Raw genomic sequence first — 16,479 nt, forward strand, 5'->3', positions numbered from 1 at the left:
GCTGCTATCCCGGATACTGGCGGCATGAAGTGTCCTGACGTCTTTCCTACAACCGCGAATCCAACCCACGGCGTAGATTGACCGCCTCACTAAGCACATCCAGCACTGCCACCGAGTCGTCCCATCCGATGCACGCGTCGGTGATGCTCTGTCCGTATGACAACGCGGACGGACTGTGCTCGCCCGGGGTGAACTTCTGTGCGCCGGGGAACAGATGGCTCTCGACCATTACCCCGAAAATGGATTCACTGCCGCTGCTGATCTGTTGCGCCACGTCCCGCGCGACATCGACCTGCCGCTGGTATTGCTTGCTGCTGTTGGCATGGCTGCAATCCACCATCAGCGAGTTGCCGAGCCCGGCCGCTTCCAGTTCCCTGCAGGCGGCCGCCACGGAATCCGCATCGTAGTTCGGGGCCTTGCCGCCACGGAGAATGACGTGGCAGTCCGGGTTGCCCTTGGTATGTACCGTCGCCACCTGCCCGTTCTTGTGCACGCCCAGGAAGTGATGTGGACGCGATGCGGCCTGGATAGCGTCGATGGCAATCTTGATGTTCCCGTCAGTGCCATTCTTGAAGCCAATCGGCGCTGAAATGCCCGAAGCCAGCTCGCGGTGCACCTGGCTCTCAGTGGTGCGGGCACCAATCGCGCCCCAGCAGATCAGGTCGCCGATGTACTGGGGCGAGATCACGTCCAGGAACTCGCCGGCCGCCGGCAATCCGAGGCGATTGATATCAACCAGCAGGCTGCGCGCGATGCGCAGGCCCTCGTCGATGCGATAGCTCTCGTCCAGATAAGGGTCGTTGATCAGCCCTTTCCAGCCCACCGTGGTACGCGGCTTCTCGAAGTACACACGCATCACGATCTCCAGGGACCCGGCGTAGCGCTGACGCTGCTCCATCAACCGCCGTGCGTACTCGAGTGCCGCCTGCGGGTCGTGGATCGAGCAAGGTCCCATGATCACGAGCAGCCGGTCATCCTTGCCATGCAGAATGCGCGAGATGCGCTGGCGCGTCTGTGTGACCAGGGATTCGACAGGCGTGCCCCGGATGGGGAAGAAACGGATCAGGTGTTCAGGCGGAGGCAGCGGAATGATCTCTTCGACGCGGGCGTCGTCAGTCACGCTGGTGCGGTCCGGCGGCGCCTGCCAACCCTCGGCAATGGTCAACGGAGATTTCTGTGGGTCATTCATGGCTAGCTCCTGGAGAACTGGGACAGGAAGACCGCCGGCGGGTGCCAGTCAGGCGCCGCAGCGGAATCCGGGCAATATATCGTTGCGATGCGGGCAGGTAGCGACGGCGACAGATGCTGAGGGATGGTCCAGGCGCGCTGGTGCGCGTCAGCAAATGCCCGCATCCAGCCAGGACCTGGCCATTCTCACCCCCTCAGCCCTTGTCGTCATGCATCCTCCCGAGGCCACTGTCGTGATTATCAGCCCGGCGCTGCGCAAAGCCAACCATGGCGATTGGCAAACCGCCAATCAGCGGTCCCGGCTTTTGCGGGGGAACTACGATGCCAGGCTGCCCGCCGAATGCCCATAGCCGGGCAAGACGGCGGCCGTGCGTGCCACGAAGCTTGGCTCGAAAGCCGTCTGTGTCGCGTGCTGCGATTCGGGGAAGATCAAGCCGTTGACGCCCGGGTCGGAGTGGATTATCGAATCGATCTCACGGCATGCCAACTGAAGATCCGCACTTCCCTAGCAACATGTGCGGCAACATCGCCTGCACGACCCGGCCAACGTTGGCAGCTACCACTGCGGGAGCAAACATGTCGGTATCCGCATAGGTTTCCAGAACCTCAGTTCCCTTCGGTACTGGTCCGCCGAAGTCGAATCGACAGCCACCGTGGTAATGGCTGCGAACCATAGCCGATTTCGGGAATAGTGCTTCGGTGGTGCGCAAGCGTACTGCAGCAGCCGTGCTCGGGGTTCCGTCATAGACCTTGCCCGCGGTCAGTTCGGGAAGGGATCCGACTGCAGCGGCATTAAAAATTGGCTTTTGCTACAGCCCTGTGGACAGGCTCCCCTGCATATCAGGGCGAACGCTCCCCCGCAGTCCAGATTTGGACCGCGAGAGATAAGGGGGGTGAATCAACGAGCAATAGCCGGAGCGCGCCGTTGCAACTCTCCGAACGACATCAGCGTCCCCGCGATGGCGCTAGCCGCGACGGTAGGGGGGCTGGCCAGCCAAACCTTTCCTGGGCCGGAACGACCCGGGAAATTCCGGTTGATGGAGCTCACCGTCACTTGCTCCGGGCTCGTGGACGATCCCGGGCCGCAATTCGCACACGCACCGCAAGACGGCTGCAGGATGCGAGCGCCGACCGCTTCGAACGCTTTCAGATAGCCTTGCTTCTGGCAGTAGTCGCGCACGTCGGTGGTGCCGAACTGGAGGTACAGCGTGACGTGGTCGGGAACGCGAAGCCCATGCTCGGCCGCCCACTGGAAGACCGCGTGATATTGGTCGAAGTCCTCGCGCTTGCCTGCGGTACAGGAGCCACCGTAGGCAATGTCCACTTTCACCGTTTCGTCGAGTTCGCCGAGCGGAAGACCGTTGCCAGGATCGCCCGGCCGCGCCACCATCGGCGACAGCACGCTGCAGTCGACCTCGAGCGTGGCGGCGTAATGCGCGCCATCATCGCTGCACATCCACGGTTCCAGCTCGAAATCGATGCCGCGCCTTTCCCGAAGAAAACGTACGGTCTCCGCGTCGGGCGCCACGATGCCGGTAAAGCCGCCCAACTCGGCGCACATGTTGGTGAGCGTCGCACGCTCGTCGACACTCATGGCCGATACGACCGGGCCGGTGAATTCGAATACCTTGCCCACACCGGCGCCGGACTTGATGGCGGGTTGGGCGAGCAGTTGCAGTACCACATCCTTGGCGGTCACGCCGGCCTGCAGCGTGCCATTGAGCACCACGCGGATCGATTCGGGAAGGGTCATTCGCACCGCGCCGGTGACGAACGCATTCGCCATATCGGTGGTGCCGACGCCGAAGGCCACGCAGCCTAGAGCGCCGCTGTGCGGCGTATGGGAATCGGTGCCCACGACCACTTGTCCCGGTAGCGCATAACGCTCGGCCATCATCGCGTGCGAGATGCCCGCGACATTGCTGCCATCGTCCTGCCGCACTTCCTCGTCGGTCAGGGTGCGGTGGAACGTCAGTCCGTAGGTCTTCACGAAGTCGCGCTGCGCGAAGCGCATCTGGACCACGTTCTCGACCAATCCGTTGCGCACGTGCGCCGGGCTTTCCGTAACGTATGAGGTGTGATCCTCGAAGACGACGATATGGTCCGCCTGTTTGAGTTGCACCGGCTTGCCAAACGTCGCGTGCAGCATGTGTGCGCACATGCCGGTGTAGTACTCGTGGATGAAGCGCCAGTGCGCCTGCACGAAGATGCCATCGCCAGGGTTGGGATTGGCTGGCGTGACAGGCGTCGACAGTAGATTGCGCCGGACGATTTTCTCGAACAGCGTCTGCGGCCGTTGCGCGTCAACGATGCCGGCCGGCTTCACGCTGGTCAGGTACTGCTGCCCGAACTTGAGCAGGCCGCCATGCTTGAGGATCGAAGCGGCGAGGGCATCGCGCCCGGCCACGAGGTCATCGATCGGAACCGGTTCCCCCGCTTCGAGGCGTGCTACGAGCCCGAAGTCCGTGGAAGTGTAGAGGCCGATATTGTCGGCGTTCTGGCGGTAGATGCGCTCAAAGCTCTTTGCGACGACCAGGCGAATGCCGGCGAGCTTCTCAGCCGCCGGACTATGCTCGCGCGACGACCCCTTGCCGTACCGGTTGCCGGCCACGGTGACGCTGAACTTGCCGAGGCGAACCGAATCGGGAACAAACGGCAGCGTGTCGCCCGCCTTGTAGCCAGTGTACGGATAGCGTCCAAGCGCATCGTCGTAATGGGTGAGGATCGGGACCGGCGTGATCTCGTCGGTGGAGACGTCGTCGCGTAGCGACCCTGCGGTGGCCAGTGTCAGATCCTGGCCCGCCAATTGCTGCGCCATCGCCGTCGACGAGTCGGCCAAATACAATATACGGCCGCGGGGCTCGAGGACGTTCATGGGGGGCTCCTGTGGGATTTTGTTGGACTTTACGTCGGCCCGTTCCACAAGGTGAAGCGCTGATGTAGCATTCCCGGTATCGCATACCAAGATAGCGGGTATACCCTTTGCATCGCATCGACCCTGTCAGCATCCAGCTCTTTCTCTCTGTGGCTCGGGAAGGTTCCATCAAGCGGGCGGCGGAACTGGAGCACATCGCCCAGTCAGCGCTGAGCCGCCGCATTGCCGAACTGGAGCGCAGTCTTGGGGTGATACTGTTCGTTCGCTCGACAACGGGCGTGGAGCTGACCAATGCGGGCGAGCGAGCGTTGGAACTGGGCCGCAAGCTCAATGCGGACATCGTGGCCTTTGCACGCGAGGTACAGGACCTTGGCGAGCAGGTGGCCGGCGTGGTCAGGCTGGCCGCCAGTCCCTCGGCCATCATCGGCTTTCTTCCGGAGCGGCTGCATTTATTTAAGCAGGCCCATCCTCACGTGGAGATTGCGTTGTTCGAGCGTTCGACGGCGGAGTCGATTCGCGCATGTCTGGACGATGGCGCCGATGTGGGGATCGGTGTCGCCACGAACGCAGCGCCCGGCTTGGAGTCGTGGCCGTTCGCCATTGACCCGCTCAATGTCGTGGTGCCGATCGATCATCCCCTGGCGAGCCGCGAACGCCTGCGCTTTGTCGAGGTGCTCGACCATGCCCTGGTCGTTGTCCAGCCCGGTGGCGCATTGGCGACGGAACTCGGCGAGCAGGCGACGAACCTGCGCAAGCCGTTCAACCAGAGCGTGACCGTTTCCAGCTTCGAGGCCGGGTGTCGTATGGTGGAGGCTGGCTTGGGGATCGCTGTGTTACCTGCAAGCGCGAGTGCGGCATATGCCGGTACCGATCGATTCATGCGGATTCCTCTGGACGAAGCGTGGAGTAGCAGGCGCCTGCTTGTTTATGCGCCTTACAAGACTCCGCGGCTGCGCGCGGTGACCGCGCTCATCGACACACTCAGACAGGAGGGCTAGGGAAATTACGCTATGCCGTAGTGCGATAGCGGGTGCCCAAGATTAGCACTCTTCCTGCGCTGGCCGTGGCACTACACTCCGTCCAACCAGACATTGCCCTCGGATGCGGTGTCACACAATAGACGGAGACAGTAATGCCCACCCCACTTCTGAAGCAAGTGCGCAACGCGTTTGCCGTATTGACTTCGCTCGTGCTGGTCACTGCGAATTTCTCGCCTGCACAAGCACAAGCACCCATCCGCCTGATCGTGCCTACGCAGGCCGGTTCGCAAGCCGATGCGGTGGCTCGCGCGATGAGTCAATCTCTGTCCAAGAACCTTGGCCATTCGGTGGTGGTGGAAAACTTGCCGGGCGCCGGCGGCGTTCCCGGAACACAGCAAATCGTGCGGGCGCCGAAGGATGGCTCGACACTGGGCCTGATCTCTTCGAATCACGTGATCAACCCGTTCATCTACAAGAACATGCCGTATGACGCGTTGAAGGACATTACGCCTATCACCGTCATTGGCACGCTGCCGCTGGTACTTGTGGTCAACCCATCGATGCGCGCGAACAACACGAAGGAGCTTGTGGCGCTGCTGAAGTCCAAGCCCGGTGAATTCAACTACGGCTCGTCCGGCAACGGCACCGTGCTCCATCTCGCGGGCCAATTGTTTGCCAGCGAGGCGAAGGTCGAGGTCAGCCACGTGCCCTACAAGGGCGCGGGCAACTACACCACCGATCTGGTCGGCGGCCAGGTCCAGCTTGGCTTCCTGACATTGCAGACCGTGCTGCCGCTCGTCAGGTCCGGCAAGCTGAAGGCCATCGCGGTGTCGACAACCCAGCGCCTGCCCGGCCTGCCCGATGTGCCGACGCTCGCGGAATCGGGCCTTCCGCATTACAACTTCGATGCCTGGCTCGCCATCGTCGGCCCGGCTGGCATGCAGGCCCAGAACGTCGCTCAACTTCAGTCGAAGATCAAGGCGACCTTGCAGGACAAGGATGTGCAGGAGCAACTCGCGCAGCAGGGCGTCATTGTCTCGACTACGGGTTCGGAGAGTGCCGGCGCGTTCATGAAGACCGAATTGGACAAGCACGCCCGGATCGTCAAGCAAGCCGGCGCGACGCTGAACTGAACGTCGGGGCATGATCATGGGAACCTGTAAAGCCTGCGTGATCTCGACCAGCGATCTTGCGGATAACCAGCCGGGCGCCGTCGAAGGCTACGAATCACCGTTCAAGACCTATGGAGGACGCCGCGCATTCCACGGCGCCATCGCAACGGTCACATGTTTCGAGGATGCCGGGCCCATTCGCGCATACCTGGCCGAGCCCGGGCACGGACGCGTGCTGGTGGCAGATGCGGGCGGCTCACGACGCGTGGCGGTATTGGGCGACAAGATGGCCCGATTGGGACTCGGGAACGGCTGGGCCGGTGTGATCGTCAATGGCGCAGTGCGTGACTGCGAAACACTGGCCACCCTCGATGTTGGCGTGCTGGCCCTCGGCTCAGTACCGGTGCGCGGTGGGCTGCATGGACAAGGCGAACGGGAGACGGACGTTACCGTCGCCGGCATTCCCTTTGGCGCTGGCAAATACGTCTATGTCGATGCGGATGGCATCCTGCTTTGCCGTGGACCACTGCGGGTCGATAGCACGGGCGATGGTGCCGAATGCGTACTTCGGTAGTCCGCGCGTGCAACCAACCTAACGGTAACAGCTGCAGGCGTGGATCAGGAAGTCGCGCAGGGCGGCAGCCGGCACCGACAGTTCCGCATCCTTGCGCCAGATGCCCCCCACTTCCATATCCGGTGCGGGCATTGCGAGCGGCCGGGCTTCGATCTCCTTGCCTTCGAGCGACCACGGCCGGAAGACCATGTCCGACAGCACCGTGACGCCGAATCCAATGGGCGAGCCTTGGCTGGGGAGCCTTTGGGCTCGCCGGGTTTCCGAGTGCCCGGTCTGCAGCGTGCCGCAGGTCGTCCGGATCCATGGGTATGACACTAGCGCAACACCCGGCATTGCGGCTTCAGCATGAGCGGCGCCGCGCTCAGTGCCGCCGCCGTTTCGAATGACACGCCTTCGGCCAGGCCGGTGACCAGCAGCCCGCCGCCAGGCTGCACGTCGATCACCGCCAGGTCCGTGTAGATGCGGTCCACCACGCCAAGGCCGGTAACGGGATAGCTGCAGCGCTCCACGAGCTTGGGTTGGCCGTCGCGGGTGACATGCTCCATCATCACGAACAGCCTGGCCGCTCCCGCCACCAGGTCCATGGCGCCACCCACGGCGGGAATCGCGTCGGGCCCGCCGGTCGACCAGTTGGCCAGGTCGCCCGTGGCGGAGACCTGAAAGCCGCCCAGCACGGAGATGTCGAGATGCCCGCCGCGCATCATCGCGAAGGACATCGCATGGTCGGAGATGGAAGCGCCCGCCAGCAACGCGACCGGCTCCTTGCTGGCGTTGATCAGGTCGGGATCGGCCGCGCCGTCGCGGATCACCCGCCCCATGCCAAGGATGCCGTTCTCGCTGTGCAGGATGATCTCCCGATCCGGCGGCAACTGGTCCGCCACCAGGGTCGGCATGCCGATGCCGAGATTGACATAGCTTCCATCCGGAATGTCGGCTGCCACGATGCGCGCCATGGCGTGGCGGCTGAGCCGGGGCAGCTGCCGGATCTGCGGCATCTCACGCGGCATGGCGTTCTCCCGTCTGCACCACGGCGTGGACGAAGATGCCTGGCGTCATCACCTGCTCTGGCGCCAGCGTGCCCAGCGGCACGATCTCATCGACCTGGACGATGGTGTGTCGGGCTGCAGTGCACATCACCGGCCCGAAGTTGCGGCCCGCATAGCGGTAGTCGAGATTGCCCCAGCGATCCGCCCGATGCGCCTTGACCAGCGCGAAATCGCCGCGCAAGGGTTGCTCCAGCACATAACCCCTGCCATCGATCTCGCGCGTTTCCTTGCCCTCAGCCAGGGCCGTGCCATACGCGGTCGGCGTGAAGAACGGCCCCAGTCCGGCGCCGGCGGCGCGCATGCGCTCCACCAGCGTGCCTTGCGGCACGCATTCCAGTTCGACCTTGCCGGCGCGGTAGGCTTCGATAAAGGCTTCGGCATTGCTGGAACGCGGATGGGAGCAGATCACCTTGCGCACAGCCCCGGCGCGTATCAGCGCCGCAATGCCCGTGTCGCCGTTGCCGGCATTGTTGTTGACGATGGTGAGGTCGCGCGCGCCGGCGGCGAGCAGCGCGTCAAGCAGCGCGCCGGGAATGCCGGAGCCGCCGAAGCCGCCCACCAGCACGGTAGCGCCGTCGGTAATGCCGGCCACCGCTTGTGCCAGTGAGGCCACAGTCTTGTCGATCATGTTGATGGTCTCGTGACGGCCAACCTGCCCCGGCCGGCCGGTATTGGTTCATTGCTGCGGAATGCCGGTGTCCTTGACCACGCGCGCCCAGCGCTCGCGCTCGCTGTTGATGAAGGAGCCGAAGTGAGCGGGCGTATCGCCGCCTGGGATCCCCCCTAGCTCCGCCAGCCTTGCCTTGATGTCGGGCTCGTCCAGGATGCCGGCGACAGACTTCTGCAGCCGGTCAATCACCTCCCGCGGCGTGCCGGCCGGCGCCACCAGGCCGAACCATGCCGTCACCTGGAAGTCGTTCACGCCAGCTTCCTTCATGGTAGGCACATCAGGCAGCTCGGGCACCCGGCTGGCGCTGGTCACCGCCAGCGCGCGCAGCTTGCCCGACCGGATATGCGGCAGCGAGCTGGGGAGATTGTCCACCATCATGGTGACCTGTCCCGCGACCAGGTCGGCCACGGCCGGTGCCGCACCCTTGTAAGGAACGTGGATGAGGTCAGTGCCGGTGCGCTTGCGGAACAGCTCGCCGGAAAGGTGGACCGACTGGCCGGAGCCCGAGGAAGCAAAGGAGTACTTGCCGGGCTGCGCCTTGGCCAGCGCGACCAGTTCGGCCACGGTTCGGGCCGGCACGCTGGCATTGACGACCAGGACATTGGGCACCGACACCACCATGGTAATCGGCGCAAAGTCCTCGGCGCGGTAGGGCAGTTGCCGGTACAGGCTGTAGTTGATGGCATTGGGCCCGATATTGCCCATCATCAGGGTGTAGCCATCGGCGGCAGACTGCCTGAGCGCCTGGGCGCCAATGATGCCGCCTCCGCCGGCGCGGTTTTCCACCACCACCGGCTGGCCAAGCAACTCGCCCATGCGCTTGCCGACCAGGCGCGACGCGATATCCGTTGTACCACCCGCGGCCGCCGGCACGATCAGCCGGATCGGCTTGTCGGGATATGCCGCCAGCGCTGTGCCTGGGGCCACCACGACGGCAACGCCAACCACCCCCGCCATCCCGGTCGCCGCTAGTGCCAGCCTGGCGCGCGCCAGCCACCGCCCATCGAAAGCCTGCTTCATCGTCATCTCCTTTTACGGTATCGCGCCATGTTCCTGGGATGTGGTTCCAGCGCGGCGTCAATGACGATAAATCGCCCGTCAGGGCACGTGAATTCACAATTCGCAAAAGAAGGCTTCTGCCTGACGGAACCCATGCGTACGCTGTGGCACCGCTATCTGCGGCTATCGACCTTTTCGAGAAAAATCCGGGCTGTGCATTAACTTTTCTCCGAGTTTTGACGCCGGTTTCCGGCATCAGTACCGCGGTTTCCGCAGCAGCGCTCGGATTTTTCCAGGCGAGCGCATGCGCACCCGCTTGCAGGCGGCAATGCGCTTCACAAGCATCGTGTCGACCTTTCCTGTTTCACGCACCATCGATGGCAGCCTCAAAGAGGCTTGAGTTGGAACTGGCCCTGTGGCAACTCAAGTCCCCGCACGAAATTGCCGATATCAGCCTGGAGCCGGCAAATTCCGCGGACACCTTGCCCGTCGCCGGCAAACCAGGAGAAGCACAATCGTGACGATGACCGTGGTGCTGTACATCACGATGCCGGCGCCGCGGCCGCTCTGGCCGGTGCAGGGTACGCTGACGATAACGTTGTGGCCGGCGCCCTTGAGGGCGTCGTACAGCGCCTACAGGTTGCTGGTCAGGCCGTCGTCATTGGTCAGCAGGATATTCAGGGCGAAGGCGGGACTCGCCGTAGCGGCCAGCAAGGCCGCGGCGATCAGGCGCGATTTCATGTCGGTGGTGTATCGAGGTGGTTCAGGAATGCGGGACGGGCTTGCCCCGCGCGGCAGGGAAGTAACTTCAGGCAGCTCGGTGAGGCTGGCGGGCGCACGCGCCGGCAGCGCCGGTGCAGGAGGCGCGGGCCGGGCGCAGCGCCCTGTGTATCCGGTGGCGGACGGACGCTACCTTACCCGCGGCGCATGAAAGTTGCGTGAACAACAAAAGGACCTGGCGATAAACCAGGCTGCCCGCAAACCGCTTTACGCATCACGCATGCGCTGGCGGGCGACCGTGCGGCTCAATGAAAATCCCGGCTCCCCACCATCAACCGCCCCAGCATCGGGCTTAAATCCACCAGTTCCTTGGCCACCAGGTGGCGCACGTCGCCCTGGCGCTGCCAGGTGCCGACCACGCCCAGCAGCGTGGCGCCCAGCACCTCCTTGCGCTGGCGCTCGACCAGGTCGGGCCACAGGATCAGGTTGACGGAGCCGGTCTCGTCCTCGATGGTGGCGAAGATGGTGCCGCTGGCCGTGGATGGGCGCTGGCGCACGGTGACGATGCCGCAGGCGCGCACGCGGCGGCCGTTGGCGCAGCGCGCGAGCTGGCTGGCGGTGGCGAAGCGCATGGCCGCCAGCTTGTGCCGCAGCAACGCCAGCGGGTGCGACTTGAGCGACAGGCCCAGGCTGGCGTAGTCCGCCGTCACGTCTTCGCCGAGCCGGGGCGCGGGCAGCGTCAGCGCGGCTTCGGCGGGTGGGGCCTCATACAACAGGTCGCGGTGCGCGGCATGCGAGGCGGCGGCGCGCGCCTGCCAGCGGGCCTGGCGGCGGTTGCCGGCCAGCGGCGCCAGTGCGTCGGCGGCGGCCAGCACGTCGATGTCGTGCCGGTCCAGGCCGGCGCGCAGTGCCAGGTCTTCGACGCTGTCGAACGGACGCTGGGCGCGCGCGGCCTCGATGCGCAGCGCTGCCGCTTCACGCATGCCCTTGACGCGGCTCAGGCCCAGGCGCACGCGCGGATGCTGCGGCCTGGTGCGGGCCTGCGCATCGGCGACATCGGCCTCCACCGGCTCCAGCGTGCTGTCCCAGCGGCTGACGGTGACATCCACCGGCAGCACCTGCACATCATTGCGGCTGGCGTCCTGCACCAGTTGCGACGGCGAATAGAACCCCATCGGCTGGCTGTTCAGCAGCGCGCACAGGAAGGCGGCCGGATGATGACACTTGAGCCAGGCGCTGACATAGACCAGCTTGGCGAAGCTGGCCGCGTGGCTCTCAGGGAAGCCATACTCGCCAAACCCCTCGATCTGCTTGCAGATCGCCAGCGCGAAGGATTCCGGGTAGCCGTTGCCGGTCAGCGCGCGCACCAGCGCATCCTGGTGCTGGCGCAGGTCGCCGCGCCGCCGCCACGCCGCCATCGATCGGCGCAGCTGGTCGGCCTGCCCTGGTGAAAAGCCAGCCGCGTCGATGGCCAGCTGCATCACCTGCTCCTGGAAGATCGGCACGCCCAGTGTGCGGCCCAATACCTTTTCGATGACCGGGTTGAAGTAAGTGGGCGGCTTGCCGGTGCGGCGGAAGGCCTCGCGCCGCTTCAGGTAGGGATGCACCATGCCGCCCTGGATCGGGCCGGGCCGCACGATGGCGACCTCCACCACCAGGTCGTAGTACTTGCGCGGCTGCAGCCGCGGCAGCATCGATTGCTGCGCGCGCGATTCGATCTGGAACACGCCGATGGTCTCGGCCTTGCAAATCATGTCGTAGGTTTGCTTGTCTTCCTTGGGGATGTCTTCCATCCGCGTCGGCAATGCGGCGCGGGCGGGATCCGGGTTGGGGATCACCTGCAGCGCGCGCCGGATCGCCGACAGCATGCCCAGCGCCAGCACATCGACCTTGAGCAGGCCCAGCGACTCCAGGTCGTCCTTGTCCCACTGGATCACGCTGCGGTCGGCCATGGCCGCGTTCTCGATCGGCACCAGCCGCGACAGCTTGTGCTGCGCGATCACGAAACCACCCACATGCTGCGACAGGTGGCGCGGAAAGCCGCGCAGCTGCGCGGTCAGGCTGGCCCACTGCTGCACCGCCGGCGATTCGGGATCGAGCCCGTAGCGGGCGATCTTCTCGACAAAGCCGCGGCCGCCGTCCCACCAGGCCTGGCCCTTGACCACCTGCTCCACCACGCTGGCGTCGATGCCCAGTGCGCGGCCCACGTCGCGCAATGCGCTGCGCGAGCGGTAGGTGATCAGCGACGCCGCCAGCGCGGCGCGGTGGCGGCCGTATTTCTTGTAGATGTACTGGATCACCTCTTCGCGCCGCTGGTGCTCGAAGTCCACGTCGATATCGGGCGGCTCATCGCGTTCGCGCGAGAGGAAGCGGCCGAACAGCAGGTTGGCCTGCTCGGGGCTGACCTCGGTCACATACAGGCAGAAGCACACCAGTGAATTGGCGGCCGAGCCGCGCCCCTGGCACAGGATGCCCTCCCCGCGCGCAAAGCGCACGATGTCGTGCACGGTGAGGAAGAAAGGCTCGTAATGCTTCTCCTCGATCAGTTGCAGCTCTTCTTCCAGCTGTTTCTCCCACTCCGGCTTCAGATCGTTGGGAAAGCGCTCGCGCTTGCCGCGCTCGACTTCCTTGCGCAGGTAGGAGATCGGCGTCTCGCCGGCCGGCACCAGTTCCTCGGGATATTCATAACGCAGCATCCCCAGCGAGAAATCGCACGACTCGGCAATCTTCAGCGTCTGCGCCAGCGCCTCGCGCGGGTACAAGCGCGACAGCACCTGGCGCATGCGCAGGTGCTGCTCGGCATTGGGCGCCAGCGCCATGCCGCATTCGGCCAGCGGCTGGCCCAGCCGGATCGCGGCCAGCACATCGGACAGCGGCTTGCGCGAGCGCACGTGCATGGTGACCGCGCCGGCCGCCGCCAGCGGCACGCCGGTCTGTGCCGATACCGCTTCCAGGCGCGCGCGGTGCAATGCATCGGCATGGCCCTGCAGCTGTTCCAGCGCGATCCAGGCGCGTTCGCCGAAGACCGCGCGGCACCACTCGGCCTGCTCGCGCAGCAGTTCAGGATCGGCGCAATAGTCGGGCAGCAGCAGCGCCACGCAGCCGGGCATGCCGCGCAGGTGCGCTTCGTCAGCGGCAGGCGCGGCCAGGTCTTCGGGATGCAGGCGGTAGGTGCCCTTCTGCGCGCGCCGGCGGCCCAGCGTGATCAGCTCGCTCAGGTTGCCGAAGCCCTCGCGGTGCTGGGCGATCAGCACCAGCCGCAGCGGCGGGCGCGCCGAACCATCGGCCGGGGTCAGGCTGAAGCGGCTGCCGATCAGCAGCGAGAAGGCATCGGCGGCGCGGGCCAGCGCCTGCAGCCGTTGGTGGCGGCTGGCTTGGGCGTGGGGATCGTCATCGCCGGCGTCAGGCTCTTCGTCATTGTCCAGCAGCGGCTCATCCACGCCCTCCTCCCCGCGTGCCGCGCTGCGCGCCACCGCGTCGTGCAGGCGCTTGCGCAGGGTCTCGATGGCATCGTGCGCGCGCGCGGTGCCGGCCACCGAGCATTCATCGGTCAGCGCCAGCCCGCTGTAGCCCAGGCGGAAGGCGCGCTCGATCAGTTCGCCCGGGTGCGAGGCGCCGGTCAGGAAGGTGAAGTTGGAGATGCAGTGCAGCTCCACGTAATCCGGCAGCGCCGGCAGCAAACCCGGCAGCGAGGCAGGCAACGAGACAGGCAAAGGCGGCGCGCTCATGCGAACAACCCATGCAGGAACCAGCGGTACTCGCCGCCATCGTCCTGCGCCGCATGGCCCGGACGTTCGCGGAAGATCCAGCAGCGCAGGCCGTCGGCGCGCTCGGCGATAAAGTAGTCGCGCGTGGCCAGCGCGCCGTCCCACCAGCCCGCCTCGATGCGCTCGGGCCGGCTCAGCAGCGCCAGCGGGCCGCCGTGGCAGGGCCGGTGGCGCTGCACCGGCAGCGGCAGCGGCTGTGGCAGCAGCCACAGCGGGCGCTCCGGCTGCGGATCCGGCAGGCTGGCGGCCTTGTTGGCGCCGGGCTCGTCGACCGGGCACCAGCGGTTGGCGCGCTCGGGCCGGTGGTCGGCCAGCGGCCGCGGCTGCAGCACGTTGTCACGGCCCAGCCGCGCCATCAGCGTATCGAGCAGGCGGCCCAGGTCTTCCGGCGTGCCGCCGGGCTCGGGGAACAGCGCATCGCTTTGCGGCACGCATGCGGCCATCGCTTCCACGCGCAGCGCCAGGCCAGTCACCGGGGCATGGAAATTGAGCTTGTCGAGCTTCTCGCGCAGCAGCCGCGACAGGTGCGCGGGGTCGCGGCTGGGCTGGGCCAGGCCCACCGGCACCTCGGTGCCGTCGGTGTCCACGCCGCGCCGGTAGCGCTCATGCTCCAGCACCAGCACGCAGCGCGTGACGCCGGCCTGCTGCACTGCCAGCCAGCCCGCCAGCGCCAGCAGCAGGCGCTGCGCGCCGGTCAGCACGCCCTCGGCGGATTCGATGCGGCCCGGCAGGTCCATGCGCTGCGCAAACGCGGGCGGCGCCACAAACCAGACAAAGCGCGCCGGCGCCTCGCCATAGGCCTGGTCCAGCCGCGCCAGCAGCGCCGGGCCCAGCCGGCGCGTCAGGCCCGCGCGCGGCAGGCGCCGCACCTCGCCCAGCGTGCGGCAGCCGATGCCGTCCAGCCAGGCCGGATCGGCCAGCGTATGCAGCGCCTCCACCGGCAGGCGGTCCAGCAGCCGGTGCAGGCGCGCCATGCCCACCGCGCGGCGCCCGGGCCGCACCACGCCGCGCCGCGTGCGCCGCAGCGGCTGGCGCGCCAGCCACGCGGCACCGTGCGCGGTCGGACCGGAGCCCACCTGGGCAAAGGTGCCAAGCTGGCGCACGCAGGCGCGCACCGCGCGGCACAGCGCGCGGTGGCCGCCAAACAGGCGCAGGCTGGCGGTAACGTCCAGCATCACCGTGGCCGACTCCGGTTCCTCGTCGACGGTCACGCCCGGCGTGAAATGCAGCAGCGCCAGCGCCACCGCCTCCATCAACGAAGCTTCCGCGGCCAGGTCGCGCTCCAGTTGCACGATGTCGGCCGACAGCGCCTGCACGCCGCCGCGGCGCATGCCGTAGCGCACGCCGAGCTGCATCGCCGGGCCGTTGGCCAGCACCACCTGCTCGCGCGCCATCACCGCCACCGGCAGCGCATGGTGCAGCGTGGCGGTGGCGGCAGGCGGGCTCACGGCGGGCGCCAGCTCAGGCCAGTTGGGCTGCAGGGCGTCCAGGGGCAGGCGCGGCAGGTGCACCGCGATCCAGTACGGCATCGGAAGAAGATGGAGAAGACGATTCAGACAAGGCAGGCGCACCTGCCGGGACAGGCCAGGCGGCTGCGCGCGTGGCCGCTGCCATCCCGTCCAGGCGCAGCAGCAGCGGCGTGTCCCGCACCGGCCCGCGCCGCTTGTGGAAGGTGATCGACAGCACATTGCCGGGCAGCGGCGCCAGCAGCAGCCGCAGCACCGCCGGCGACGACTCGCGCAGCGCCGTGGCCGGGCGCAGCGCCCATGCCACCGCGTCACCGGCCTGCGCCAGCACCTGCAGGCGGCGCAGCGCCTCGGGGCGGGCCGCGGGCAGCCAGACCAGCACGCCGCCAAAGGCCTGGCTGCGCAGCACCTGCTCGGCCGCCCACAGCATGTCGGCCTGCTGCGCGGCCTTGCCGGCACCGGCCGGGGGCGCATCCAGTAGAGCTGGCGCGCCGGCAGCCCGGCCGCGGCCAGCCCCATCGCATTGGGCAGGCAAGGCGGCGCCACCAGCGCAATGCGGCGCCCCGCCCCGGCCAGCGCGCGCAGCGCCGGCAGCAGCAGGCGCAACTCGCCCGCACCACCCTGCGCCGTCAGCAACTCCGTCAGCCCGCCCGCCGGCCAGCCGCCGCCGGGCAGCTCCGCCGACAGCGCGTCATACCCGGTCGGGCATATCGCCGCACTGCCGGCACGGCCCAGCTGGCCGGCCCGCCACAGCCCGGGATAGCGCTGCTCGAGCGCCGACAGCGCCTGCTGGCGCGAGGCCGGGGCAGACGGGGCAGGCTCCGGGAGCGCCGGCGCAGGAAAAAAAAGGCCCTCCGCCGCCATGGGCGGGGCTGCGTGCGATTGCGCAGTCATGTGGAGTTGGCGTCGCTCGCCGGGGCGGCGAGGAACTAGTATGTTTACGATACCTGTATATTTATACAGTATCTGGTGCCAGCGCAAGGGGTAGCGGCGAGGGGTGGCCTGGAGGACACCGGGGAAGTGAGACGGGCGGGCGGCGGCCCGTCTTCATTTGCTCCCGGCCGGTTTCATGCCGGGGGTCG

At 66.7% G+C, this 16,479-nt stretch carries 12 protein-coding genes and 2 pseudogenes; 4 read left to right on the forward strand and 10 right to left on the reverse strand.

The annotated features are described in order from the left end of the window. Positions 1-46: 46 nt before the first annotated feature. The 3 genes from RS901_RS29430 to RS901_RS29440 form a co-directional block, all read right to left on the reverse strand. A complete protein-coding gene (locus RS901_RS29430; protein WP_316154036.1) occupies positions 47-1,189 on the reverse strand; it encodes a 3-deoxy-7-phosphoheptulonate synthase in 1,143 nt (380 codons plus the stop codon). A gap of 472 nt (positions 1,190-1,661) precedes the next feature. Next, positions 1,662-1,898 (reverse strand): hypothetical protein, encoded by a 237-nt coding sequence (locus tag RS901_RS29435; RefSeq protein WP_316154038.1) that lies wholly within the window; start codon positions 1,896-1,898, stop codon positions 1,662-1,664. Between the two features lie 188 nt (positions 1,899-2,086). Then, positions 2,087-4,063, reverse strand: a complete 1,977-nt coding sequence (locus RS901_RS29440; RefSeq protein ID WP_316154039.1) for an aconitase family protein — start codon at positions 4,061-4,063, stop codon at positions 2,087-2,089. Between the two features lie 107 nt (positions 4,064-4,170). Between RS901_RS29440 and RS901_RS29445 the strand changes: the two genes are divergently transcribed. The 3 genes from RS901_RS29445 (at position 4,171) to rraA (ending at position 6,729) form a co-directional block, all read left to right on the forward strand. Continuing rightward, positions 4,171-5,061: a LysR family transcriptional regulator gene (locus RS901_RS29445; protein WP_316154040.1), complete on the forward strand. Its 891-nt coding sequence runs from the start codon at positions 4,171-4,173 to the stop codon at positions 5,059-5,061. A 134-nt stretch (positions 5,062-5,195) separates the two neighbouring features. Next, on the forward strand, positions 5,196-6,176 hold the full coding sequence (locus RS901_RS29450; RefSeq protein ID WP_316154041.1) for a tripartite tricarboxylate transporter substrate binding protein: 981 nt from the start codon (positions 5,196-5,198) through the stop codon (positions 6,174-6,176). Between the two features lie 10 nt (positions 6,177-6,186). Further along, positions 6,187-6,729: a ribonuclease E activity regulator RraA gene (gene rraA, locus RS901_RS29455; RefSeq protein WP_316154042.1), complete on the forward strand. Its 543-nt coding sequence runs from the start codon at positions 6,187-6,189 to the stop codon at positions 6,727-6,729. An 18-nt stretch (positions 6,730-6,747) separates the two neighbouring features. Here the strand turns inward: rraA and RS901_RS29460 are convergent. From RS901_RS29460 to RS901_RS29475, 4 genes and pseudogenes are all read right to left on the reverse strand, one after another. Further along, a pseudogene (locus RS901_RS29460) lies at positions 6,748-6,945 on the reverse strand (LysR substrate-binding domain-containing protein); the annotation flags it as partial. A gap of 98 nt (positions 6,946-7,043) precedes the next feature. Beyond that, complete coding sequence (locus RS901_RS29465) at positions 7,044-7,736, reverse strand: 3-oxoacid CoA-transferase subunit B (RefSeq protein ID WP_316154043.1); 693 nt, start codon at positions 7,734-7,736, stop codon at positions 7,044-7,046. Then, entirely contained in the window at positions 7,726-8,403 is a 678-nt protein-coding gene (locus RS901_RS29470; RefSeq protein ID WP_316154044.1) for a 3-oxoacid CoA-transferase subunit A, read from the reverse strand. Before RS901_RS29470 ends, RS901_RS29465 begins: the two co-directional genes overlap by 11 nt. Before the next feature lie 48 nt (positions 8,404-8,451). Then, the gene (locus RS901_RS29475) at positions 8,452-9,471 is read right to left on the reverse strand and encodes a tripartite tricarboxylate transporter substrate binding protein (protein WP_410054196.1); all 1,020 of its coding nucleotides are present in this window, start codon (positions 9,469-9,471) and stop codon (positions 8,452-8,454) included. Between the two features lie 32 nt (positions 9,472-9,503). On the opposite strand from RS901_RS29475, the gene RS901_RS29480 reads away from it, so the two are divergent. Next, a complete protein-coding gene (locus RS901_RS29480) occupies positions 9,504-9,965 on the forward strand; it encodes a hypothetical protein (RefSeq protein ID WP_316154045.1) in 462 nt (153 codons plus the stop codon). Positions 9,966-10,469: 504 nt separating this feature from the next. Here the strand turns inward: RS901_RS29480 and RS901_RS29485 are convergent. The 3 genes and pseudogenes from RS901_RS29485 to imuA all read right to left on the reverse strand — a co-directional run bounded on the left by RS901_RS29485 (position 10,470) and on the right by imuA (position 16,261). Continuing rightward, the gene (locus RS901_RS29485; protein WP_316154047.1) at positions 10,470-13,892 is read right to left on the reverse strand and encodes an error-prone DNA polymerase; all 3,423 of its coding nucleotides are present in this window, start codon (positions 13,890-13,892) and stop codon (positions 10,470-10,472) included. Further along, entirely contained in the window at positions 13,889-15,460 is a 1,572-nt protein-coding gene (locus RS901_RS29490) for a DNA polymerase Y family protein (protein WP_316154048.1), read from the reverse strand. The genes RS901_RS29485 and RS901_RS29490 overlap by 4 nt, the downstream gene beginning before the upstream one ends. After that, a pseudogene (imuA, locus tag RS901_RS29495) lies at positions 15,393-16,261 on the reverse strand (translesion DNA synthesis-associated protein ImuA). Before imuA ends, RS901_RS29490 begins: the two are co-directional and overlap by 68 nt. Between the last annotated feature and the right edge of the window lie 218 nt (positions 16,262-16,479).

Origin of the sequence: Cupriavidus sp. BIC8F (assembly GCF_032465815.1) — a bacterium.
GTDB lineage: Bacteria > Pseudomonadota > Gammaproteobacteria > Burkholderiales > Burkholderiaceae > Cupriavidus > Cupriavidus necator.